The sequence below is a fragment of the Nocardioides lianchengensis genome, from assembly GCF_900101465.1.
Lineage (GTDB): Bacteria > Actinomycetota > Actinomycetes > Propionibacteriales > Nocardioidaceae > Nocardioides > Nocardioides lianchengensis.
The window spans coordinates 361333-381669 of record NZ_FMZM01000003.1; the positions used below are offsets into that span (position 1 = coordinate 361333).

General features: G+C 72.6%; 20 protein-coding genes. 8 read left to right on the top strand and 12 right to left on the bottom strand.

Features of this window, described 5'->3' with window-relative positions; genetic code table 11:
- Positions 1-20: 20 nt before the first annotated feature.
- Genes gatB through gatC form a run of 3 tightly spaced genes read right to left on the bottom strand, consistent with a single transcriptional unit; the run spans position 21 to position 3330 of the window.
- Entirely contained in the window at positions 21-1514 is a 1494-nt protein-coding gene (gene gatB / locus BLT76_RS07660; protein ID WP_090853178.1) for an Asp-tRNA(Asn)/Glu-tRNA(Gln) amidotransferase subunit GatB, read from the bottom strand.
- Complete coding sequence (gene gatA / locus BLT76_RS07665) at positions 1511-3034, bottom strand: Asp-tRNA(Asn)/Glu-tRNA(Gln) amidotransferase subunit GatA (RefSeq protein ID WP_090853181.1); 1524 nt, start codon at positions 3032-3034, stop codon at positions 1511-1513. Before gatA ends, gatB begins: the two co-directional genes overlap by 4 nt.
- Positions 3031-3330 (bottom strand): Asp-tRNA(Asn)/Glu-tRNA(Gln) amidotransferase subunit GatC, encoded by a 300-nt coding sequence (gene gatC / locus BLT76_RS07670; RefSeq protein ID WP_090853493.1) that lies wholly within the window; start codon positions 3328-3330, stop codon positions 3031-3033. The genes gatA and gatC overlap by 4 nt, the downstream gene beginning before the upstream one ends.
- An 81-nt stretch (positions 3331-3411) precedes the next feature.
- Here gatC and wrbA point away from each other — a divergent pair, with 81 nt between their 5' ends.
- Positions 3412-4023, top strand: coding sequence for an NAD(P)H:quinone oxidoreductase (wrbA, locus tag BLT76_RS07675; protein WP_090853184.1), 612 nt, complete (start codon positions 3412-3414; stop codon positions 4021-4023).
- Positions 4024-4094: 71 nt separating this feature from the next.
- Here wrbA and BLT76_RS07680 read toward each other — a convergent pair whose 3' ends face one another.
- On the bottom strand, positions 4095-4523 hold the full coding sequence (locus tag BLT76_RS07680; RefSeq protein ID WP_090853187.1) for a hypothetical protein: 429 nt from the start codon (positions 4521-4523) through the stop codon (positions 4095-4097).
- A gap of 129 nt (positions 4524-4652) precedes the next feature.
- Between BLT76_RS07680 and BLT76_RS07685 the strand changes: the two genes are divergently transcribed.
- Entirely contained in the window at positions 4653-5171 is a 519-nt protein-coding gene (locus BLT76_RS07685) for a SigE family RNA polymerase sigma factor (RefSeq protein ID WP_090853190.1), read from the top strand.
- Positions 5164-6258: a hypothetical protein gene (locus BLT76_RS07690; RefSeq protein WP_090853193.1), complete on the top strand. Its 1095-nt coding sequence runs from the start codon at positions 5164-5166 to the stop codon at positions 6256-6258. The genes BLT76_RS07685 and BLT76_RS07690 overlap by 8 nt, the downstream gene beginning before the upstream one ends.
- Here the strand turns inward: BLT76_RS07690 and ligA are convergent.
- On the bottom strand, positions 6246-8351 hold the full coding sequence (gene ligA / locus BLT76_RS07695; protein WP_170866971.1) for an NAD-dependent DNA ligase LigA: 2106 nt from the start codon (positions 8349-8351) through the stop codon (positions 6246-6248). The two genes, BLT76_RS07690 and ligA, sit on opposite strands and share 13 nt — an antisense overlap.
- A gap of 75 nt (positions 8352-8426) precedes the next feature.
- Between ligA and BLT76_RS07700 the strand changes: the two genes are divergently transcribed.
- The 5 genes from BLT76_RS07700 (at position 8427) to BLT76_RS07720 (ending at position 13719) form a co-directional block, all read left to right on the top strand.
- A complete protein-coding gene (locus tag BLT76_RS07700; RefSeq protein WP_211752786.1) occupies positions 8427-9065 on the top strand; it encodes an alpha/beta hydrolase in 639 nt (212 codons plus the stop codon).
- A gap of 88 nt (positions 9066-9153) precedes the next feature.
- Complete coding sequence (locus tag BLT76_RS07705; RefSeq protein WP_090853196.1) at positions 9154-9744, top strand: TetR/AcrR family transcriptional regulator; 591 nt, start codon at positions 9154-9156, stop codon at positions 9742-9744.
- A gap of 59 nt (positions 9745-9803) precedes the next feature.
- Positions 9804-11399: an MFS transporter gene (locus tag BLT76_RS07710; RefSeq protein ID WP_090853199.1), complete on the top strand. Its 1596-nt coding sequence runs from the start codon at positions 9804-9806 to the stop codon at positions 11397-11399.
- 158 nt (positions 11400-11557) lie between these two features.
- Positions 11558-12178 (top strand): TetR/AcrR family transcriptional regulator, encoded by a 621-nt coding sequence (locus tag BLT76_RS07715; RefSeq protein ID WP_090853202.1) that lies wholly within the window; start codon positions 11558-11560, stop codon positions 12176-12178.
- On the top strand, positions 12175-13719 hold the full coding sequence (locus BLT76_RS07720) for an MFS transporter (RefSeq protein WP_090853205.1): 1545 nt from the start codon (positions 12175-12177) through the stop codon (positions 13717-13719). The genes BLT76_RS07715 and BLT76_RS07720 overlap by 4 nt, the downstream gene beginning before the upstream one ends.
- A gap of 3 nt (positions 13720-13722) precedes the next feature.
- On the opposite strand, the gene BLT76_RS07725 is transcribed toward BLT76_RS07720, so the two are convergent.
- From BLT76_RS07725 to BLT76_RS07755, 7 genes are read right to left on the bottom strand one after another with little or no spacing between them, the layout of a single operon-like run.
- Positions 13723-14271 carry a type 1 glutamine amidotransferase domain-containing protein gene (locus BLT76_RS07725; RefSeq protein ID WP_090853503.1) on the bottom strand — a complete coding sequence of 183 codons (549 nt, stop codon included), beginning with the start codon at positions 14269-14271 and terminating at the stop codon, positions 13723-13725.
- Positions 14272-14306: 35 nt separating this feature from the next.
- Entirely contained in the window at positions 14307-15302 is a 996-nt protein-coding gene (locus BLT76_RS07730; RefSeq protein WP_090853208.1) for a uroporphyrinogen decarboxylase/cobalamine-independent methonine synthase family protein, read from the bottom strand.
- Between the two features lie 7 nt (positions 15303-15309).
- Positions 15310-16398, bottom strand: a complete 1089-nt coding sequence (mnmA, locus tag BLT76_RS07735) for a tRNA 2-thiouridine(34) synthase MnmA (RefSeq protein ID WP_090853211.1) — start codon at positions 16396-16398, stop codon at positions 15310-15312.
- The gene (locus BLT76_RS07740) at positions 16398-17561 is read right to left on the bottom strand and encodes a cysteine desulfurase family protein (RefSeq protein WP_090853214.1); all 1164 of its coding nucleotides are present in this window, start codon (positions 17559-17561) and stop codon (positions 16398-16400) included. Before BLT76_RS07740 ends, mnmA begins: the two co-directional genes overlap by 1 nt.
- Before the next feature lie 45 nt (positions 17562-17606).
- The gene (locus BLT76_RS07745) at positions 17607-18071 is read right to left on the bottom strand and encodes an SRPBCC family protein (protein ID WP_090853217.1); all 465 of its coding nucleotides are present in this window, start codon (positions 18069-18071) and stop codon (positions 17607-17609) included.
- Between the two features lie 57 nt (positions 18072-18128).
- Positions 18129-19088, bottom strand: coding sequence for an endonuclease/exonuclease/phosphatase family protein (locus BLT76_RS07750; protein WP_090853220.1), 960 nt, complete (start codon positions 19086-19088; stop codon positions 18129-18131).
- 23 nt (positions 19089-19111) lie between these two features.
- Positions 19112-20161: an isopenicillin N synthase family dioxygenase gene (locus BLT76_RS07755; RefSeq protein ID WP_090853223.1), complete on the bottom strand. Its 1050-nt coding sequence runs from the start codon at positions 20159-20161 to the stop codon at positions 19112-19114.
- Positions 20162-20337: the final 176 nt, after the last annotated feature.

The following is a 20337-nucleotide window of genomic DNA, read 5'->3' on the forward strand; positions in this document are numbered from 1 at the left end:
TGACGTCCGTCACGCAGGGCTCAGGCCAGCTTCTCCAGGATCAGCTCGCGCACGCGGGCGGCGTCGGCCTGGCCGCGCATCTCCTTCATCACCGCGCCGATGAGGGCGCCGGCGGCCGCAACCTTGCCGTCGCGGATCTTGTCGGCGACGTCGGGGTTGGCGGCGATCGCGGCGTCGACCGCGGCACCGAGCGCGCCGTCGTCGGAGACGACCGCGAGCCCGCGGGCCGCGACGATCTCCTCCGGCGTGCCCTCGCCGGCCAGCAGTCCGTCGAACACCTGGCGGGCCAGCTTGTCGTTGATCGTGCCGGCGTCGACCAGGGCCTGGACGGCGGCCACCTGGGCCGGGCTCACGCCGAGGTCGACGACGTCGACGCCCGCGTCGTTGGCCCGGCGGGTCAGCTCGGCGATCCACCACTTGCGGGCCGCCTGGGCGGACGCACCGGCGGCGACGGTCTCCTCGATCGGGCCGAGCAGGCCCGAGGCGACCACGTCGCGCATCTCCAGGTCGGTGTAGCCCCACTCGGCCTGCAGCCGGGCCCGGCGCTCGACCGGGTTCTCGGGCAGCGTGCCGCGCAGCTCCTCGACCCACTCCCGGCTCGGCGCCACCGGCACCAGGTCGGGCTCCGGGAAGTAGCGGTAGTCGTCGGCGTCGGACTTGGGACGGCCGCTCGTGGTGACGCCGGTGTCCTCGTGCCAGTGCCGGGTCTCCTGGAAGATCGCCCCGCCGCTGTCGAGGATCGCGGCGTGCCGCTGCATCTCGTAGCGGACCGCGCGCTCCACCGAGCGGAACGAGTTGACGTTCTTGGTCTCGGTGCGGGTGCCGAGCGTGCCGGAGTCCTTCGGGGCGAGCGACAGGTTGACGTCGGCGCGCAGGTTGCCCTGGTCCATCCGGGCCTCGGAGACCCCCAGCGCGACGATCAGGTCGCGCAGCTGGCTGACGTAGGCCCGAGCCACGGCCGGCGCCTTGGCCCCGGCGCCGCGGATCGGCTTGGTGACGATCTCGATCAGGGGGATGCCGGCGCGGTTGTAGTCGACCAGCGAGTAGTCGGCGCCGTGGATGCGCCCGGTGGCGCCCCCGACGTGCAGCGACTTGCCGGTGTCCTCCTCCATGTGGGCGCGCTCGATCTCGACGCGGAAGGTCTCGCCGTCCACGTCGACGTCCATCCAGCCCTCGAAGCAGATCGGCTCGTCGTACTGGGAGGTCTGGAAGTTCTTCGGCATGTCCGGGTAGAAGTAGTTCTTCCGCGCGAACCGGCACCACTCCGCGATCTCGCAGTTGAGCGCCAGCCCGATCCGGATCGCCGACTCGACGGCCTTGCCGTTGACGACCGGCATCGCGCCGGGCAGGCCCAGGCAGGTCGGGCAGACCTGGGTGTTCGGCTCGCCGCCGAAGACCGCCGGGCAGCCGCAGAACATCTTGGTCGCGGTGTTCAGCTCGACGTGGACCTCGAGCCCGAGGGCCGGGTCGTACGACGCGAGCACGTCGTCGAAGGCGACGAGGGTGTCACTCATGCCGAATCTCCGTCCAGGGAAGGGGCCTTGTCCAGCAGCGGGGCGCCCCACTGCGCCTCGAGGGCGGCCTCGAGCGCCGCGCCGACGCGGTAGAGCCGGTCGTCGGCGAGCGCGGGGGCCAGGATCTGGAAACCGGCCGGCAGGCCGTCCTCGTCGGCGAGCCCGCTGGGCAGCGAGATGCCGGGAACGCCCGCGAGGTTGGCGGGGATGGTCGCGAGGTCGTTGAGGTACATCGCGATCGGGTCGTCCAGCTTCTCCCCCAGCTCGAACGCCGTGGTCGGCGCGGTGGGCGAGACCAGCACGTCGACCTGCTCGAAGGCGGCGTCGAAGTCGCGCGTGATGAGCGTGCGCACCTTCTGAGCGGTGCCGTAGTAGGCGTCGTAGTAGCCGCTCGACAGGGCGTAGGTGCCGAGGATGATCCGGCGCTTGACCTCGTCGCCGAAGCCGGCGTCGCGCGAGGCCCGCATGACGTCCTCGGCGCTGGGGTTGTCGATGCCCTCGGGCAGCACCCGCAGGCCGTAGCGCATGGCGTCGAACTTGGCGAGGTTGGAGGACGCCTCGCACGGCATGATCAGGTAGTACGTCGCCAGCGCGTGCACGAAGTTCGGGCAGGACACCTCGACGACCTCGGCACCGGCCTTGACCAGCAGGTCGACCGACTCCTGGAAGCGGGCCAGCACGCCGGCCTGGTAGCCGTCGCCGGACAGCTCGGTGATCACGCCGACCTTCAGGCCGCTCAGGTCGCCGGCCGCACCCTCGCGGGCCGCTGCGACCAGGTCGGGCAGCGGCTGGTCGATGCTGGTGGAGTCGAGCGGGTCGTGGCCGCCGATCAGGTCGTGCAGCAGCGCGGCGTCGAGGACCGTGCGGGTCACCGGGCCCACCTGGTCGAGGCTGTTGGCCATCGCGACCAGGCCGTAGCGCGAGACCCCGCCGTACGTCGGCTTCACGCCGACCGTGCCGGTCACCGCGCCGGGCTGGCGGATGGAGCCGCCGGTGTCGGTGCCGAGGGCCAGCGGCGCCTCGAAGGCGGCGACCGCGGCCGCGGACCCGCCGCCGGAGCCGCCCGGGATCCGGGTCAGGTCCCAGGGGTTGTAGGTCGGGCCGTACGCCGAGTGCTCCGTCGAGGAGCCCATCGCGAACTCGTCCATGTTGGTCTTGCCGAGGATCGGCAGACCGGCCGCCTTCAGCTTCGCGACCACCGTGGCGTCGTACGGCGGGACCCAGCCCTCGAGGATCTTCGACCCGCAGGTCGTGGGCAGCCCGTCGGTCGCCAGCACGTCCTTGACCGCGATCGGCACGCCGTCGAGCGCGTGCAGCGGCTCGCCGGCCGCGCGTCGGGCGTCGGAGGCCGCGGCCTGCTCGAGCGCGCCCGCGGCGTCGACGTGAAGGAAGGCGTGCACGGCGCCCTCGACCGCGGCGATGCGGTCGAGCGCGGCCTGGGTCAGCGCCACCGAGGTGGTCTCGCCCGCGGCCAGCGCGTCGGCGGCCTGGGCGGCGGTCAGGCGGGTCAGGTCGCTCACTGCTCGTCCCCCAGGATCCGCGGGACGGCGAAGCGCTGCTGCTCCGAGGCCGGGGCCCCGGAGAGCGCCTGCTCGGGCGTCAGCGAAGGCCGGACGACGTCCTCTCGGAAGACGTTCGTCAGCGGCACGGGGTGGGACGTCGGGGGCACGTCGTCGCCGGCGACGCCGCTGATCGAGGCGACCGACTCCAGGATCACCGACAGCTGCGGGGCCAGGTGGTCGAGCTCGGCGTCGTCCAGGTCGATCCGGGCGAGCGTCGCCAGGTGCGCGACCTCGTCTCTGGTGATCTCAGGCATGGTCTCCATCCTAGGAGAGGGAGTCGTTTGTCCCGTCGGCGGTCGGTTACCGGTCTGGTTGAAGGCTCAACCGACCTGCGGATGGAGATCCACCTGATGCCCACCAAGATCGCGATCGTCTACTACTCCTCGTACGGCACGACCCACGCCATGGCGCAGCGGATCGCCGAGACCGCGGAGAAGCACGGCGCCGAGGTCCGGCTGCGGCACGTGCGCGAGACCGCGCCGGCCTCGGCGTACGAGGGGCAGGACGCCTGGAAGGCGCACGTCGAGGAGATCGCCGACGGCCCGTTCGCCGAGCCCGACGACTTGGCCTGGGCTGACGTCGTCGTGATGGGCTCGCCGACCCGCTACGGCCACGTGACCAGCCAGCTGCAGTCGTTCATCGACACCCTCGGCCCGCTGTGGTCGGAGGGCAAGCTGGCCGACAAGGTCTACACCGCGTTCACCTCGTCGCAGACGCTGCACGGCGGCCAGGAGTCGACGCTGCTCGCGCTGCACACAACCTTCGCCCACCTCGGCGGGATCATCGTGCCGCCCGGCTACACCGACGCCCTGAAGTTCAACGACGGCAACCCGTACGGCGTCGGCAAGGTCACCGGGTCCTCCCCCGAGCTCGACGACACCGACCTCGCCGCCCTCGACCACCTGGTCACCCGGGCCCTCGACATCGGCGCGAAGCTCGCCGTCTGACTCCTTCTTCCCCCACGAAGGAAGCGCCGCCACCCGAGTCCGGGTGGCGGCGCTTCGTCGTACGACGGCGATCAGCAGCGGCGGATCTTCTTCAGCTTGATCGGGCCGCCGTCGCCCATCTGACCCTGGAACTGGAACGCCTCCAGGACGAGCCGCTCGTCGTTCTTGCGGATCCGCACGGCCACCGGCTTCGAGGTGACGCCCTGGTCGACGATCGGGGTCGCGGCGCGAGCGATCTCCTTCTCGCCCTTCCGGACGATCAGGCCGACGCCGACCTCCGCCTCGCGGCCGTTGACGACCCGGGTGACGACCTTCCAGCTCTTCCCGTTCGGCGTCGACTTCTTGCAGGCCTGCTGCTTCGCGCCCGACCAGGTCTCGATCGTGGCGAACTTCGTCGTCGCGCGCTCGGCCGGAGCCGCCTGGGCCTGGGCGAGCGAGGGCACCGCGACGAGCACGGTGGTGGACAGGGTGAGGGCGATGAAACGCCCGATCTTCTTCATGCAACGACAGTTCCACCGATCCGCGGTTCCCGTGGTCGAAGCACGGAACCGAAAGGGTGAATCTCGGTCCGCCCAACCGAACACCGGGTGCGCCGCATCTGTGAGGGTGACCCACCGAGGGAGGCGCCGATGCCCAGACCCCCGTCCGACGCGGAGTTCACCGACTTGGTCCATGCCAGCTGGCCGCGCCTCTACCGCACCGCCTACCTCCTGGTCGGCGAGCACGCGCTCGCCGAGGACCTGGTGCAGACGGCGCTGGCCAAGACCTACGGGTCCTGGTCCCAGGTGCGTTCACTGGACGCCGCGCCGGCGTACGCCCGCACCGTGCTGGTCAACACCGCGACCTCCTGGTTCCGCCGCCGCTCCTGGCGCAACGAGCACCCGACCGAGCAGTTGCCCGACCGGGGGTACGACGCCGACCCGGCCGAGCGCCCCGCGATGGTGGCGGCACTCGCCCAGCTGCCGCCGCGGCAGCGTGCCGTGATCGTGCTCCGCTACTACGACGACCTCGGCGTCGCCGAGACCGCCGCCGCCCTCGGCTGCTCCGTCGGCACCGTCAAGAGCCAGACCTCCGACGCCCTCGCCAAGCTTCGCCTGCTGCTCGGCGACGCGGTCGTCCCGCACCCCCTGGGAGCCCCGCATGACTGACCGGCTCAGCACCCTCCTGCACGACGAGGCGGCCGCGCTCGACGTGCCCCCGCCCTCCCCCGCTGCCGTCCTCCGCCGCGGCCGGGCCGTCCGGCGCCGTCGCAGCACGACCCGGATCACGGGCGCCGGGGTCGTCGCGGGTCTCGCCCTCGCGGCCGCCCTGGTGGCCGTCTCCCGTGGCGACACGCCCCGCACGGTCGAGCCGGCCGAGCCCGAGCCGGGCGCCGTCGCCGACACCGGCGTCACCTTCACCCTCGGCACCACCCTCTGGTACGACGACGCCACCCGCAGCGTGCAGGTCCCGGACGCTGCCGTGAAGTCGCTCTACTACACCTCGGCCGGGGTGCTGGTCCGGCACGGCGACAACGGCTACAGCGACGGAGGTGGCGAGCAGCGCTTCTCGCTGGTCACCCCCGACGGCGAGATCCGACCCGTCGGAGTGGTCACCGAGGAGGTGGCCCACACGACCGATCCCGCGCAGCCCTACCTGGCCTGGACCCAGTCGGTGGACGGGGTGGCCGAGCTGGTCGTGCACGACGTCTCGACCGACCAGGAGGTCGCTCGGGTCGCGCTGCCCGACCTCGACACCGATGGCTTCCAGCAGACCGTGCTCACCGGCGACACCGCTTACGTGAGCTCCGGGGACGAGTCGGTCCGGGTGAGCTGGCGCAGCGGCGAGACCGAGTCGCTGGACGAGGTGATCACCGAGGTCGGCGGGGAGCATGCCCTCGTCGACGGCTCGGTGATCGACCTGGACAGCGGCCTCACGGTCTACCGTCCGAGGCAGCGTGACGTCTGGCTGGACCTCTCCCCCGACGGCCGCTACCTGCTGCTTGGTCGGGAGGTATCGACCGGGACGTCCTTCAGCGTGGTCGACCTGGACGAGCAGCGGGGTGCCGTTCGCCTGGCCGGCCCGACGCCGTACACCTGGACCGCCGGCAGCGAGCTGGCCAGCGTCTCCGTCGGCGAGGTCGCGGTCTGCGCCCCCGACACCGGCGTGTGCGCGGCGTCGCTGAAGGACTTCGGGATGGACGAGCAGGAGTTCCGGGCCGGCCTCCGCCTGGGCGGCGCGACCTACGAGTCCTGAAGCTCCTCCGTCGGCGGCGGGCCGTTCTCGAGCAGCACGGTGAAGCCGTCCTCGTCGAGCACGGGGACACCGAGCTGCTCGGCCTTGTCGGCCTTGGAGCCGGCGTTCTCGCCGACCACGACGAAGTCGGTCTTCTTCGACACCGAGCCGGACGCCTTGCCGCCGCGGGACAGGATCGCCTCCTTGGCGGAGTCGCGGCTGTAGCCCTCCAGGGAGCCGGTGACCACGATGGTCAGGCCCTCCAGGGTGCGCGGCGTCGACTCATCACGCTCGTCCTCCATGGAGACGCCGGCGGCGGTCCACTTCTCGACGATCGCGACGTGCCAGTCGACCTCGAACCACTCGATGACGGCCCGCGCGATCGTCGGCCCGACGCCCTCGGCGGCGGCCAGCTCCTCCTCGGTCGCGGCGCGGATCGCGGTCATCGAGCCGAACTCCTGCGCGAGCGCGCGGGAGGCGCTCGGCCCGGTGTGCCGGATCGACAGCGCGACGAGCACCCGCCAGAGCGGGACGTCCTTGCGGGAACCGAGGTTGTCGAGGAGGCGCTGACCGTTGGCGCTCAGCACCCGCTCGCCGTCCTCGCCCTTCTTGGCGGCGCGGGTGAACAGCTCGGTCGCGAGCAGCTTGTCCGCGTCGAGGTCGAAGACGTCGCCCTCGTTGGCGATCACGCCCGCGTCGAGGAGCGCCGTCGCCGCCTCGTAGCCGAGGCCCTCGATGTCGAAGGCGCTGCGGCCGGCCACGAAGTAGACCCGCTCGCGCACCTGGCCCGGGCAGCGCTCGTGGTTGGGGCAGCGCCGGTCCTTGTCGCCCTCCTTCTGCTCGACCAGGCCGGTCCCGCAGGCGGGACAGGTGGTCGGCGGCACCCACGGCTGGAGCCCCTCGGGGCGCAGCGCGAGCACCGGGCCCACGATCTCGGGGATCACGTCGCCGGCCTTGCGCAGGATCACCGTGTCGCCCGGGCGGACGTCCTTGCGCTCGACCTCGTAGAAGTTGTGGAGGGTGGCGTTCTCGACGGTCGAGCCCGCGACCCGCGTCGGCTCCATGACGCCGTACGGCGTGACGCGGCCGGTGCGGCCCACGTTGACCTCGATGGACCGCAGCTCGGCGTTGACCTCCTCGGGCGGGTACTTGAACGCGATCGCCCAGCGCGGCGCCCGGCTGGTCGAGCCCAGCCGGCGCTGCAGCCCGACGTCGTCGACCTTCACCACGACGCCGTCGATCTCGTAGGGGACGATCGTGTGGCGCCGCTCGCCGGCGTCGGCGATGAACGCCTCGACCTCCGCGAGGGTCGGCACCACGCGGACCGCCTCGCTGGTGGGCAGGCCCCAGGCGGCCAGCGCCTCGTAGGCGTGCGACTGCGCCTGCGGCTCGAAGCCGCGGCGCTCGCCGATGCCGTGGCAGACCATCCCGAGCGCGCGGGTGGCCGTGACCCGCGGGTCCTTCTGTCGCAGGGAACCGGCGGCCGCATTGCGGGGGTTGGCGAAGACCGGCCGGCCCGCCTCGGTCATCGACTCGTTGAGCCGCTCGAAGGCCGCGACCGGCAGGAACACCTCGCCGCGGACCTCGATCAGCTCGGGCACCGGGAACTCGTCGGTGCCGCTCAGCCGCCGCGGGACCGAGTCGATGGTGCGCACGTTGGGCGTGACGTCCTCGCCGGTCGTGCCGTCGCCGCGGGTCAGCGCCCGGACCAGCAGGCCGTCCTCGTAGAGGAGGTTGATCGCCAGGCCGTCGACCTTCAGCTCGCACAGCAGCGCCGGCGCCTCGATGCCGTCGCGGCCGAGGCGGGCGTACCAGCTCTCCAGCTCCTCGGTGGAGAACGCGTTGTCGAGGCTCTCCATCCGCCGCAGGTGGTCGACCGCGGTGAACTCGGTCGACACCGCGCCGCCCACGGTCTGGGTCGGCGAGCCGGGGGTGCGCAGCTCGGGGAACTCCTCCTCCAGCGCCTCCAGCCGCCGCAGCCGCTGGTCGAAGTCGGCGTCCGACAGCGTCGGGCTGTCCAGCACGTAGTAGCGCCAGCGGGCGTCCTCGATCTCCTCGCTCAGCCGGCGGTGCTCCTCGCGGGCGTCGTCGGTGGCGGGCGTCGGGTCGGTCATGGGGCTATCTTGCCGGTCCGCACCGACAGCCGGTCCGACCCCCATCCACCCGGCCGGCCGCACCGAACACCGGAGGTGCCCGACCTCCACCTGACCCGCCTCGACCCGCCCGGGGCGAGCGGCGTCGTCCTGCTCCTGCACGGCGGCAAGCCGACCTCCACCCGCCCGGTCGACGGCCGCAGCGCCTCCTGGCGCCGGATGGCGGCCCTGCAGCGCGACCTCGCGCCGGGGTACGCCGGGCACGGCCTCGCGACCTGGCTGCTGCGCTACTCACACCGCGGCTGGAACGGCGACGGCGGGGGCCCGGTCGCCGACGCCCGCGCCGCCCTCGACGAGGTACGGCGGGCGCACGGCACCGTCCCGGTGGTGCTCCTGGGCCACTCGATGGGCGCGCGCACCGGCTCCCGCGTGGCCGACGACCCGTCCGTGCGGGGCCTGGTCGCGCTGGCCCCCTGGTTCGAGCGGGGCGACCCGGTCGCCGCGCTGGCCGGCCGGCACCTGCGGGCGGCGCACGGGCGCGCGGACCGGATCACCTCGGCCCGTCGTACCCGGGAGTTCGTGGGGCGGGCGGAACGCCTCGCCGCCTCCGTGGCGTTCACCGACATGGGACCGGTGGGCCACTACCTGCTGCGCCGGGTCGACGCCTGGCGGGCCTTCGCCCTCGACGCCGTGGTCGACATCGCCGGACGATCGGCCGGTCTAGACCGGAAATGAGCTGGCGGGAACATCTCGGCCGCCCTACGCTGTTGCCGATGAAACGAAACGGTTTCGTTTCATTGTGTCCATCGTCACAGGAGTGCAGATGACCCCGTCCGAGGCAGCCGCTGTCGTGCGGCCGCGCGTCGAGGGCGACCGTGAGCTGGAGATCCTCACGGCCACGCTCGAGGTGCTCGCCGACGTCGGCTACGACCGGTTGACCATGGACGCCGTCGCCACCCGGGCCAAGGCTTCCAAGGCCACGCTCTATCGGCGCTGGACCAACAAGGTGAGCCTCGTCATCGACGCCGTGGCGCACTCCAAGGGCCCCCACGAGCTGCCCGACACCGGCAGCCTCGACGGCGACCTGAAGGCCATGTTCTGCGGGATGGGCGGCCTGGCCGACCAGGAGACGGTCGCGACGTTCGCCGCGGTCGTCACCGCCCTCACCCGGGACCCGGCCTTCGCCGAGGCTTTCCGCCGCGACGTCATCGGCCCCAAGATCGCGGCCTCCCGACTCGTCTGGGAGCGCGCCGCCGCTCGCGGCGAGCTCAAGGACGGCCTCGACCTCGACCTGTTCGAGCCGGCCCTCGCCGGCATCGTCATGCACCGCCTGTTCGTGATGGGCGAGATGCCCGACCCCGACCTGATCACCCGCGTGATCGACCAGATCATCCTGCCCTCGGCGACCCGCTGAGCGTGCGAGCAAACCCTCCGGCCACCACCCCGGAAGACCCAGAGAAGGAAATTCCTCCCATGACCGACACCGCGACTCCCCCGGTGCACGCCACCACGGGCAAGGCGCTCCACCTCGGATGGGCCCTCGTGCTTATCTCGATGGCGCAGCTGATGGTGGTGCTCGACGCCTCCATCGCGAACATCGCGCTGCCCTTCATCGGCAACGACCTGAACATCAACGACGCCAACCTGACCTGGATCGTCACCGGCTACGCCCTCGCCTTCGGCGGCCTGCTGCTGCTCGGCGGCCGGCTCGGTGACCTCTACGGCCGGCGCCGCGTCTTCATGATCGGCCTCGCGGTCTTCGCGATCGCCTCGCTGCTCGGCGGCTTCGCCCAGAACGAGGCGCTGCTGCTCGCCTCCCGCGGCCTTCAGGGCCTCGGCGCGGCCCTGGCCTCCCCCGCCGCCCTGGCGCTGATCACCACGACGTTCCCGGCCGGCCCGGCGCGCAACCGCGCGTTCGCGGTCTACGCCGCCATGTCGGGTGCCGGCGCGGCCGTCGGCCTGATCCTCGGTGGCTGGCTCACCGGGCTCGACCCGGTCCTCGGCCTCGAGGGCTGGCGCTGGACCTTCCTGATCAACGTCCCGATCGGCCTCGTGGCGGCCTTCCTCGCCCCGCGCTTCCTCAACGAGTCCGAGTCGCACCCGGGCCAGCTCGACATCCCCGGCGCCATCACCGGCACCTTCGGCCTGCTCGGCCTGGTCTACGGATTCAGCCGGGCCGGCGAGGAGGCGCACGGCTGGGGCGACACCTGGACCATCGCGTCCCTGGCGGCCGGCGCCGTCCTGCTCGCCGTCTTCGCCGTCGTCGAGTCCCGGGTCGCGCACCCGCTGCTCCCCGTCCGGGTCTTCGCCAACCGCACCCGCGCCACCAGCTTCCTGGTGATGGCGCTCGTGCCGGCCGCGATGTTCGCGATGTTCTACTTCCTCAGCCTGTTCATCCAGCTGGTCGTGGGCTACAGCCCGCTGCACACCGGCTTCGCGTTCCTGCCGTTCTCGGTCGGCATCGTGATCGGCGCGGGCCTCTCGTCGAACCTGGTCAACCGGATCGACCCCCGCTTCATCGCCGGCATCGGCACGCTGATGGCCGCGGTCGCGCTGTTCGGGTTCTCGCGCCTCGAGGTGCCCACCGGCGCAGCGGACCTGCTGGCCGTCACCCAGGACAACTTCCTCGGCGACGGCGTGAACTACTGGAGCTCCATCTTCCCGTTCATCGTCCTGATGTCGGTCGGCATGGGCATGGTCTTCGTGCCGCTCACCCTGACCGCGGTGCACCACCTCCGCGCCGAGGACTCCGGCATCGGCTCGGGCGTGCTGAACACGATGCAGCAGGTCGGCGGCGCGCTCGGCCTGGCCATCCTCAGCACCGTCTCGCTGCAGGCCGCGGACGGCACCAAGACCGACCTGTTCCGCGACCTGGTCGCCCAGGGCGCGACGCCCGACCAGGCCGGCTCGCTCGCCTTCCTCGGCTCGTTCACCGAGGGCGCGACCGCCGCGTTCCTGGTGGGCGCGGGCCTGATCGCCGTGGGCTCGCTCGCCACCTGGCTGTTCCTCAACGTCAAGCACGAGGAGCTCGCGACCGACGGTCCCGAGGGTGGGGTCCACGTGGGCTGACCGCCCACCACGCTCCACGTCGTACGACGGCCCGCCCGGTGATCCCGGGCGGGCCGTCGCCATTTGCTTGGCAGGGAGAACCGGTTCCACCTACGCTGATCGTCGACAGAACGGAACCGTTTCGTTCCATCTGCGGCCGTGACCGCCGAGGAGTGCCGATGACCCCGACCGAGGCCGCCGTCCAGCGCCCCCGGGTCGAGGGCGACCGCGAGCTGGAGATCCTCGCGGCCACCCTCGCCGTGCTCGCCGACGTCGGCTACGACCGGCTCACCATGGACGCCGTCGCCACCCGGGCCAAGGCCTCCAAGGCGACGCTCTACCGGCGCTGGACCAACAAGGTCAGCCTGGTCATCGACGCGCTCGTGCACTCGAAGGGGCCCCACGAGGTCCCCGACACCGGCAGCCTGCAGGGCGACCTCGAAGCCGTCTTCTGCGGCATGGGCGGCCTGGTCGATCCCGAGACGGTGGCCACCTTCGGCGCCGTCGTCACCGCCCTGACCCGCGACCCCGCCTTCGCCGAAGCGTTCCGGCGCGACGTCCTCGGACCCAAGATCGAGGCCTCCCGTCTGATCTGGCAGCGCGCGGCCGAGCGCGGCGAGCTCCGCGACGGCCTCGACCTCGACCTCTTCGAGCCGGCGCTCGCCGGCATCGTGCTGCACCGCGTCTTCATCATGGGCGAGACCCCGGACCCGGGGCTGATCACCCGGGTCATCGAGCAGATCATCGTGCCGTCCGCCTCGCGCCCGGCCCCCTCCCAGCAGGCAGGAACCCCGTCATGACCGACACCACCCCCGACACCGAGTCGAGCTCCCCCGGAGCGGGCCAGCACCTCGGCTGGGCCCTGGTCCTCATCTGCGTGGCCCAGCTGATGGTCGTGCTGGACGGCACGATCGCCAACATCGCCATCCCGTTCATCTCCACCGACCTCGAGATCGACGAGGCCAACCGGACCTGGATCGTCACCGGCTACGCGCTGGCCTTCGGCGGCCTGCTGCTGCTCGGTGGCCGGCTCGGCGACCTCTACGGCCGCCGCCGGCTGTTCATGACCGGCCTCATCCTGTTCGCGGTCGCGTCGGGCCTCGGCGGCCTGGCGACCAACGAGGCGATGCTCATCGGCTCCCGCGCGCTGCAGGGCGCCGGAGCGGCGATGGCGGCGCCCGCGGCCCTCGCCCTGATCACCACCACGTTCCCGGCCGGCCCCTCGCGCAACCGGGCCTTCGCCGTGTACGCCGCCATGTCCGGTGTCGGCGCCGCCGTCGGGTTGATCCTCGGTGGCTGGCTGACCGGCCTCGACCCCGAGCTCGGCTGGCGCCTCACCTTCCTGATCAACACTCCGATCGGTCTGGCCGCGGCCCTGCTGGCGCCCCGGTTCCTCGCCGAGTCGGAGCCGCACCCAGGCGAGATGGACGTGCCCGGCGCCATCACGGCCACCCTCGGTCTGCTCGGCGTCGTCTACGGCATCACCCGTGCCGGCGAGGACGGCTGGGGCGACACCTGGACCATCGCGAGCCTGGGCTCCGGCCTCGTGCTGCTCGTGGCCTTCGGCGTCATCGAGAGCCGGGTGGCCCACCCGCTGCTGCCGTTCCGGGTGTTCCTGAACCGCACCCGGGCGTCCAGCTTCGTGGCGATGTTCCTCGCCCCGGCGGCGATGTTCGCGATGTTCTACTTCCTCAGCCAGTACATCCAGCTGGTCATGGGCTACAGCCCGTTGCACGCCGGCGTCGCGTTCCTGCCGTTCTGCTTCGGCATCATGGCCGCGGCCGCGATCGGCTCCAACCTCATCAACCACGTCGATCCGCGCTTCCTCGCCGGGGTCGGCACGCTGATGGCCGCCGGCGGCCTGTTCGGCTTCTCGCGGCTCCCGTACGACGACACGTTCCCGCTCGGCCACACCGAGGCCAGCTACTGGACCGACCTGCTGCCGTTCATCCTGGTGATGTCGTTCGGCATGGGCATGACCTTCATCCCGCTGACCCTCACCGCGGTGCACCACCTGCGCACCGAGGACTCCGGCATCGGCTCGGGCGTCCTCAACACCATGCAGCAGGTCGGCGGCGCGCTCGGCCTCTCGATCCTGGCGACCGTCTTCACCACGGTCCTCAACAACCGCCAGGACGACGTCGCGGCGGCCGGGGCCAGCGGCACCAACCCCGGCGATCCCGCGGCGATCGCGTCCCAGCTCTTCACCGAGGGTGCGACCCACGCCTTCCTGGTGGGCGCGCTCATGATGCTCGCCGCCTCGGTCATCGTGTGGGTCTTCCTCGACGTCAAGCACGCCGAGCTGGCCACCGACGGGCCCGAGGGCGTGCACGTCGGCTGATCGTCAGGCGAGCGCGTTCTGCAGCGCCTTCTCCAGGGCGGCGATGAAGGCGGGCAGGTCGTCGGGGTCGCGGCTGGTGATCAGGCTGCCGTCCACGACGACCTCCTCGTCGACCCAGGTGCCGCCCGCGTTGCGGACGTCGTCGGCCAGCGACGCGTAGCTGGTCAGCCGACGGCCCTCGGCGAGCCCGGCGGACACGAGCAGCCACGGCCCGTGGCAGATCACCGCGGTCGGCTTTCCGGCGGCCAGGGCCTGCCGGACGATCTCCTGCGCGCGCGGCTCGGTGCGGATCCGGTCGGCGTTCACCGTCCCGCCCGGGACCACGACCGCGTCGACCGAGGCGACGTCGAGGTCGTCGAGGGTGCCGTCGACCTCGACCTTCTGCGTCGGGGAGGTGTCGCCCTCGACGGCCTGGATCGGGTCGGTCCCCGTCGAGTGGACCACGACCGTCGCGCCGGCCTCGCGCAGCGCGTCCCGCGGCCGCACGAGCTCGGCCTCCTCGAAGAAGTCGGTGGCGATGATGGCGACGGTCTTGCCGGTCAGGTCGGTCATGGCGGACCCGTACCCGACCGCGGTCGCCACTTCCCTCACCCGGTCAGGTGACCGGCGGCCTTTCCGAGCAGCGCCAGCGCCGCCCGCGGGTACGCCGGACCGGCACCGGCCAGCCCGCACGCCGGCGTCAGCACCAGCCGCTCCCCGACCTCCTCGGGATCCAGCCCGAGCATGTCGAGCCAGCGCAGCACCGACTCGGTGACCTGGGTGTCGGTCGGCAGGCTCACGGGGTCGGTGCCCGGCAGGACGCCGAGCGCGACCGTGTCCCCCGCCTCCAGCGCCTCGGCCAGCGGGTCGTGGTCGGCCGCGGTGAGCATCGCCAGGTCGACCGAGAGCCCACGGGCGCCGGCCTTACGAAGCAGCTCCCACGGCGCCCCGGGGGCACAGGAGTGCACCCACGGCTCGGCCCCCTCGCCGCTGATCGCGTCGAGCACCCAGCCGAGGGTCTCGGACACCTCCGGGGGGTGGACGGTCCGGTGCCGGCCGAAGCCGGACGCGGTGCGCACCTGGCCGCCGAGGACGGCCGCGACCGACGGCTCGTCGACCTGGACGACCAGCCGCTCGGCCCGCGGCAGGCGGCGTCGTACGTCGCGGACGTGGTCGCGCAGCCCCTCGGCCAGGGCCTGGGCCAGCTCGCGACGGGCGCCGTGGTCGGAGAGCACCTTGTCACCGCGCGGCTTCTCCACGCTGCTGGCCAAGGTCCAGGGCCCGGCGACCTGGACCTTGAAGGCCCCTGCGTACTCCTGCGCCTGCTCCTCCAGCCCGTCGAGGTCCTGCGCCAGCAGGCTCCGGGCGCGACGGTGGTCGACCCCGGACGCGCCCCCGCTGCCGGTCAGCCGCCAGCCCGCGGGCTGCAGGTCGACCCCGAGCTCGGCGACGAGGCCGAGCGCGCGGCCGACCATGCCCGCGGTGACGCCGCGCCCGGGCAGCTCCACGAGGTGGGGCAGGTCGCCCAGCTCGCCCAGGACGACGCGCTGGGACTCGACGAAGTCCTCCCCCGGCATCGACCCGACCCCGGTCGCGGTGCTCATCGGACGCTCATCGGACGGTGCTCACGATCGTCGCCGAGCCCACGACGCGGGTCCCGTCGTACACGACGGCGGCCTGGCCGGGGGCGATCCCGTACGCCGGGGCGTGCAGCTCGACGTCGACCTGCTCGCCCGCGACCGTGACCGTCGCCGGCAGCTCCTCGCCGTGCGCGCGCAGCTGCACGCTGCCGTGCAGCACCGACGGGACGGTGCCGCACCAGCGCGGCTTGGTGCCGCTCAGCCGGTGCACCGCCAGCCGCTCGCGCGGGCCCACGGTGACCGTGCCCGAGACCGGCTCGATGTCGAGTACGAAGCGCGGCTTGCCGTCGGGCGCCGGCCGGCCGATCCGCAGGCCCTTGCGCTGGCCGATGGTGAAACCGTAGGTGCCGTCGTGGCGGCCGACCTCCTGGCCGGTCGCCTCGTCGACGATGGCCCCGCCGTGGTTGGGCGCGCGGTCGCCGAGCTTCTCGCGCAGCCAGCCGGCGTTGTCGCCGTCGGCGACGAAGCAGATGTCGTGGCTGTCCGGCTTGTCGGCCACCAGCAGCCCCCGCCGGGCGGCCTCCTCGCGGACCTCGCTCTTGGGCGTGTCGCCGAGCGGGAACAGCGAGTGCGCGAGCTGCTGCTGGTCGAGCACGCCCAGCACGTAGGACTGGTCCTTGCCGTGGTCGACCGCCCGGTGCATCTCAATCAGCCCGTCGGCGCCGGTGCGGAGCTGGGCGTAGTGGCCGGTCGCGACCGCGTCGAAGCCGAGGGCCAGGGCCCGGTCCAGCACCGCGGCGAACTTGATCTTCTCGTTGCACCGCAGGCACGGGTTGGGCGTGCGGCCGGCGGCGTACTCGTCCATGAAGTCCTCGACCACGTCCTCGTGGAACCGCTCGGAGAGGTCCCAGACGTAGAACGGGATGCCGATGACGTCGGCCGCCCGACGGGCGTCGTTGCTGTCCTCGATGGTGCAGCAGCCCCGCGCCCCCGAGCGGTACGACGCGGGGTTGCGCGAGAGCGCGAGGTGGATGCCGGTGACGTCGTGGCCGGCCTCCGCGGCGCGCGCGGCCGCGACGGCGGAGTCGACGCCTCCGGACATGGCGGCGAGGACCTTCATCAGATCCGGGCCGCCCGGGCTCGTTCGACGCACGGGCCGATCGCCTCGACCAGCGCGGCGACGTCGGCCGCGGTGGAGGTGTGGCCGAGCGAGAACCGGAGCGAGCTGCGGGCGTCGGCCTCGGACCGGCCCATGGCCAGCAAGACGTGCGAGGCCTGCGGGACCCCGGCCGAGCAGGCCGACCCGGTCGAGCACTCGATGCCGCGGGCGTCGAGGAGCATCAGCAGCGAGTCGCCCTCGCAGCCCGGGAATGAGAAATGGGCGTTGCCGGGCAGCCGGCGCTCCGGGTCGCCGTTGAGCACGGCGTCCGGCACCACCGCGCGCACACCGCGCACCAGGTCGTCGCGCAGCGTCGCGACCCGGGTCGCGTGCTCGGCCTGTTGCTTGACCGCCAGCTCCACCGCGGCCGCGAAGCCGGCGATGGCGGGGGTGTCGAGGGTGCCGCTGCGGATGTCGCGCTCCTGACCGCCGCCGTGGACGAGCGGGGTGAGCTGCAGCTCACGTCGTACGACGAGCGCACCGACGCCGTACGGGCCGCCGACCTTGTGGCCGGTCAGGGTGAGCGCGTCGACGCCGGAGCGGGCGAAGTCGACCGGCACCGCGCCAACGGCCTGGACGGCGTCGGTGTGCACCGGGACGCCGTGCCGGGCGGCGAGGGCGACGACCTCCTCGATCGGCTGGAGGGTGCCGACCTCGTTGTTGGCCCACATCACCGAGACCATCGAGACGGCGCGCTCGGCGAGCAGCGCGGCCAGCTCGCCGAGGTCGACCCGGCCATCGCCGTCGACCCCGAGCAACCGGACCTCGGCCTCTTCGCCCTCGGAGAGCCAGTGCAGCGGGTCGAGGACCGCGTGGTGCTCGACGCTGCTGGAGACCAGCCGCGGGGCCGGGCCGAGCTCGGCGGCACGGGACCAGTGCAGGCCCTTGATCGCCAGGTTGTCGGCCTCGGTGCCGCCGGAGGTGAACACCACCTCGCCGGGGCGACAGTTGAGCGCCTGTGCGATGGTCTCGCGCGACTCCTCGACCACCCGGCGGGCGTGCCGCCCGGAAGCGTGCAGGGAGCTGGGGTTGCCGACCTCGAGGAGGTGCTTTGTCAGTGCCTCGACCGCCGCGGGCACCATCGGGGTGGTGGCGGCGTGGTCGAGATAGACGGGACGGGCCATGACGGCTCCAGCGTACGGCGCGGCGCCCGCGCCGTACGCATCCGCTCAGCTGGCGACCGCGGAGGCCAGGTTGCCGAGGGAGTCCTCCAGCTGGTCCTCGGTGACCAGCGGGAAGCCGACCTGCTGCAGCAGGGCCTGGTCGGTGACCTTGGACCAGTCGTAGGTGAGGCGCACCTCGGTGCTCTCGCTGCCCTGCGCCTCCAGCTCCCAGACCCACTCCCAGCCGGGAGGCTCGGTGTCGGCGGGCGCGGTCTGCCAGGCCAGCAGGTGGTTGTGGTCGTAGCCGGTGACGGTGTTGTCGGTCTGGTAGTCGCCACCCATGTGGTCGCCGGTCATGTTCATCCGGAACACCTGGCCGCTGCCGGTGATCCGGTCGGACTTCTCGTCGCTGACGACGAAGCCGGAGCCGTCCAGGTCGACGTGACGCTCGGGGTTCGAGAGCACGTCGAACACGACGCTCGTCGGCGCGTCGATGGTGCGGCTGACGGTGATGCTCGTGTCGGAGGTCATGCCTCGACCGTTGCTCGCTCGACCGCCCCGTTCAAGCAAGTCACCCCGACGGGTGGGTCAGGTGCGGGCGACCTCGGCGACAAGCGCGCGGTGGTCGGAGCCCTCGATGCCCACGGTCCAGGTGCGGGTGGCGGTCCAGCCGTCGTCGACGAGCACGTGGTCGATCTGGACGACGGGGGGCAACAGGCCGCGGATCCCGGACCCGTCGGCGGGCCAGGTCGGCTGGAAGCCGCCTCCGGACAGCTCGGTGGCGTCCCGGTAGCCCGCCGCGAGCAGCCGCCGCACCGGCGCGTGGTCGAGGGTCGCGTTGAGGTCACCCACGATCAGGTCGGGCGCCTGCTCCTCGGCCGCGGCCAGCAGGGCGGCGTGCTCGTCGCGCCAGGCCTCGATGTGCAGCGGGTACGCCGGGTGCACCACGAACACGTCCGTCTCGCCGCCGATCCGCACCGACCACGACCCCATCACCGTCGGGAGCTGCTCGACATCGGTGATCGGCTCGCGCGCGAAGACCATGGTCCCGGGCACCCCTCCCGGGTCGGGGGCACCCGCCCGGTAGGGGAACAGCTCGCCGAGACCGGCCGCCTCCATGTCCGCGAGCGCTCCCGTGCTCAGCTCCTCGACCGCGAGGACGTCCGCGTCGGCATCGGCCGCGGCGGCCACCAGCCCCGGGCCGTCGCCGGCGTCGCCGAGCAGGTTGGAGGTCATCACCCGCAACGGCTCCCCGTCGGCCGCGGCCGCGCCGTCGACGTACCAGGGCGCGACCCAGGCCAGGTGCAGCACCAGGCCGGCCAGCGCGAGCACCGCCGTCAGCCCGGGCAGTCGCCGCGCGCCCCGTCGTACGACGAGCGCGAGCAGCAGGACGAGCACGCCGGCGTACAGCAGGACGCCGGCCGGCGTGAACGACACCAGCTTCACCACCGGGGACGCGTCGCTGCCGGAGAGCCGGGCCGCGGTCAGGAGCACGGCGGGCACCAGCAGCAGTCCGGTGAGGAACCAGAGGACCGCCCGCGCGCGCACGCCCAGAACCTAGCGAGCCGTCACTAACGCACGGACTCCCGCACCCGACTGGCCTCGCGGACCGCGGCCGCGTTGCGGACGCCGACCCGGGACCCGGCCAGCTTGGCGCGCACGTGCTCGTCGACGGTGACCGGCTCGTAGAGCGCCGGGTGCTCGTCGTCGATGCAGGAGGCGAGCGGTCCGACGACGGCGTCGGCGTTCCCGTCGTGGAAGAACGCGGCCGAGCGGCGCCGCTGGATGGTGCCGTCGACGACCGGCGGCTTGACCCGGTGCAGGGTGGAGAGCCAGCGCTCGTTGGTGAGCCGGGCGGTGAGGTCGCCGAGGTTGACCAGCAGCGCGCCGTCTTCGGGGCTGACGTCGTGCCACCGGCCCTCGCGCCCGAGCACTTGCAGCCCCTTCACCTGGTCGGCCCAGAGCACGGTGACGATGCCGTAGTCGGTGTGCTCCCCCATCCCCGTCAGGTCGCCGTCGAGGGTCACGTCGGTGCCCTCGGGCAGCGCGTAGTTGTTCATCCGCAGTACATCGATCGAGTGGTCGGCGAGCGCGTCGAAGAACCCGGCCGGCAGCCCCAGCGCGTCGGCGAAGACCTCGGTCAGGGTGACCGCCACGCGCGCGGCCTCCTCGAAGTACGCCGAGACCTGCGCCTCGAACCCGGCCACCTCGGGCCAGGTGTTGACCGCGTAGTGGCCGGCGATCGCGTCCGGGAGCCCGGGATAGTCGGCCACCGAGCGACCGACGTTGTAGGCCTCGAAGAAGTCGTTCATCCGGGTCGCCGACTCGACGCCCAGACTGAGGCTCAGCGACTCCGACTTCGGCGGGGTGTAGCCCCGGTTCTCGGCCGGCGGCCGGACCCAGTCCCTCTTGGTGTCCAGGGGCTGCGCGAAGAACGCGTCCATGGCCGCCCCGAGGCCGCTCAGCACCTCGGTGGGGACGCCGTGGCCGTGGACCTGGATGAAGCCGACCTCGCGGCAGGCCGAGTCGACGGCTGCGGCCACGGCCGCCCGCTCGTCGGGGGTGCCGTCGGCGACGTAGGCCGTGAGGTCGACGGCGGGGACGGTGAACTCGATGCTCATGGGCGCTCCTGCGAGACGGTGAACGGGACGTGCCCGGAGGTGTCCGTATCCCGACCCGGAGGGTCGCGTCTCTCGTTGAACTCGGGCGGCCGCCAGCGTACGGCGACCGCGTTTCGCCCGTGTGAACGCCGGCAGCCCGGTGCCGAAGCACCGGGCCGCCGGGTCGTGCTGAGGAT

Bases quoted from the DNA above. Each gene is read 5' to 3' on its own strand.
- gatB (WP_090853178.1), bottom strand. From the start codon at position 1,514: ATGAGTGACACCCTCGTCGCCTTCGACGACGTGCTCGCGTCGTACGAC.
- gatC (WP_090853493.1), bottom strand. From the start codon at position 3,330: ATGCCTGAGATCACCAGAGACGAGGTCGCGCACCTGGCGACGCTCGCC.
- wrbA (WP_090853184.1), top strand. From the start codon at position 3,412: ATGGAGATCCACCTGATGCCCACCAAGATCGCGATCGTCTACTACTCC.
- BLT76_RS07680 (WP_090853187.1), bottom strand. From the start codon at position 4,523: ATGAAGAAGATCGGGCGTTTCATCGCCCTCACCCTGTCCACCACCGTG.
- BLT76_RS07685 (WP_090853190.1), top strand. From the start codon at position 4,653: ATGCCCAGACCCCCGTCCGACGCGGAGTTCACCGACTTGGTCCATGCC.
- BLT76_RS07690 (WP_090853193.1), top strand. From the start codon at position 5,164: ATGACTGACCGGCTCAGCACCCTCCTGCACGACGAGGCGGCCGCGCTC.
- ligA (WP_170866971.1), bottom strand. From the start codon at position 8,351: ATGACCGACCCGACGCCCGCCACCGACGACGCCCGCGAGGAGCACCGC.
- BLT76_RS07705 (WP_090853196.1), top strand. From the start codon at position 9,154: ATGACCCCGTCCGAGGCAGCCGCTGTCGTGCGGCCGCGCGTCGAGGGC.
- BLT76_RS07710 (WP_090853199.1), top strand. From the start codon at position 9,804: ATGACCGACACCGCGACTCCCCCGGTGCACGCCACCACGGGCAAGGCG.
- BLT76_RS07715 (WP_090853202.1), top strand. From the start codon at position 11,558: ATGACCCCGACCGAGGCCGCCGTCCAGCGCCCCCGGGTCGAGGGCGAC.
- BLT76_RS07720 (WP_090853205.1), top strand. From the start codon at position 12,175: ATGACCGACACCACCCCCGACACCGAGTCGAGCTCCCCCGGAGCGGGC.
- BLT76_RS07725 (WP_090853503.1), bottom strand. From the start codon at position 14,271: ATGACCGACCTGACCGGCAAGACCGTCGCCATCATCGCCACCGACTTC.
- BLT76_RS07730 (WP_090853208.1), bottom strand. From the start codon at position 15,302: ATGAGCACCGCGACCGGGGTCGGGTCGATGCCGGGGGAGGACTTCGTC.
- mnmA (WP_090853211.1), bottom strand. From the start codon at position 16,398: ATGAAGGTCCTCGCCGCCATGTCCGGAGGCGTCGACTCCGCCGTCGCG.
- BLT76_RS07740 (WP_090853214.1), bottom strand. From the start codon at position 17,561: ATGGCCCGTCCCGTCTATCTCGACCACGCCGCCACCACCCCGATGGTG.
- BLT76_RS07745 (WP_090853217.1), bottom strand. From the start codon at position 18,071: ATGACCTCCGACACGAGCATCACCGTCAGCCGCACCATCGACGCGCCG.
- BLT76_RS07755 (WP_090853223.1), bottom strand. From the start codon at position 20,161: ATGAGCATCGAGTTCACCGTCCCCGCCGTCGACCTCACGGCCTACGTC.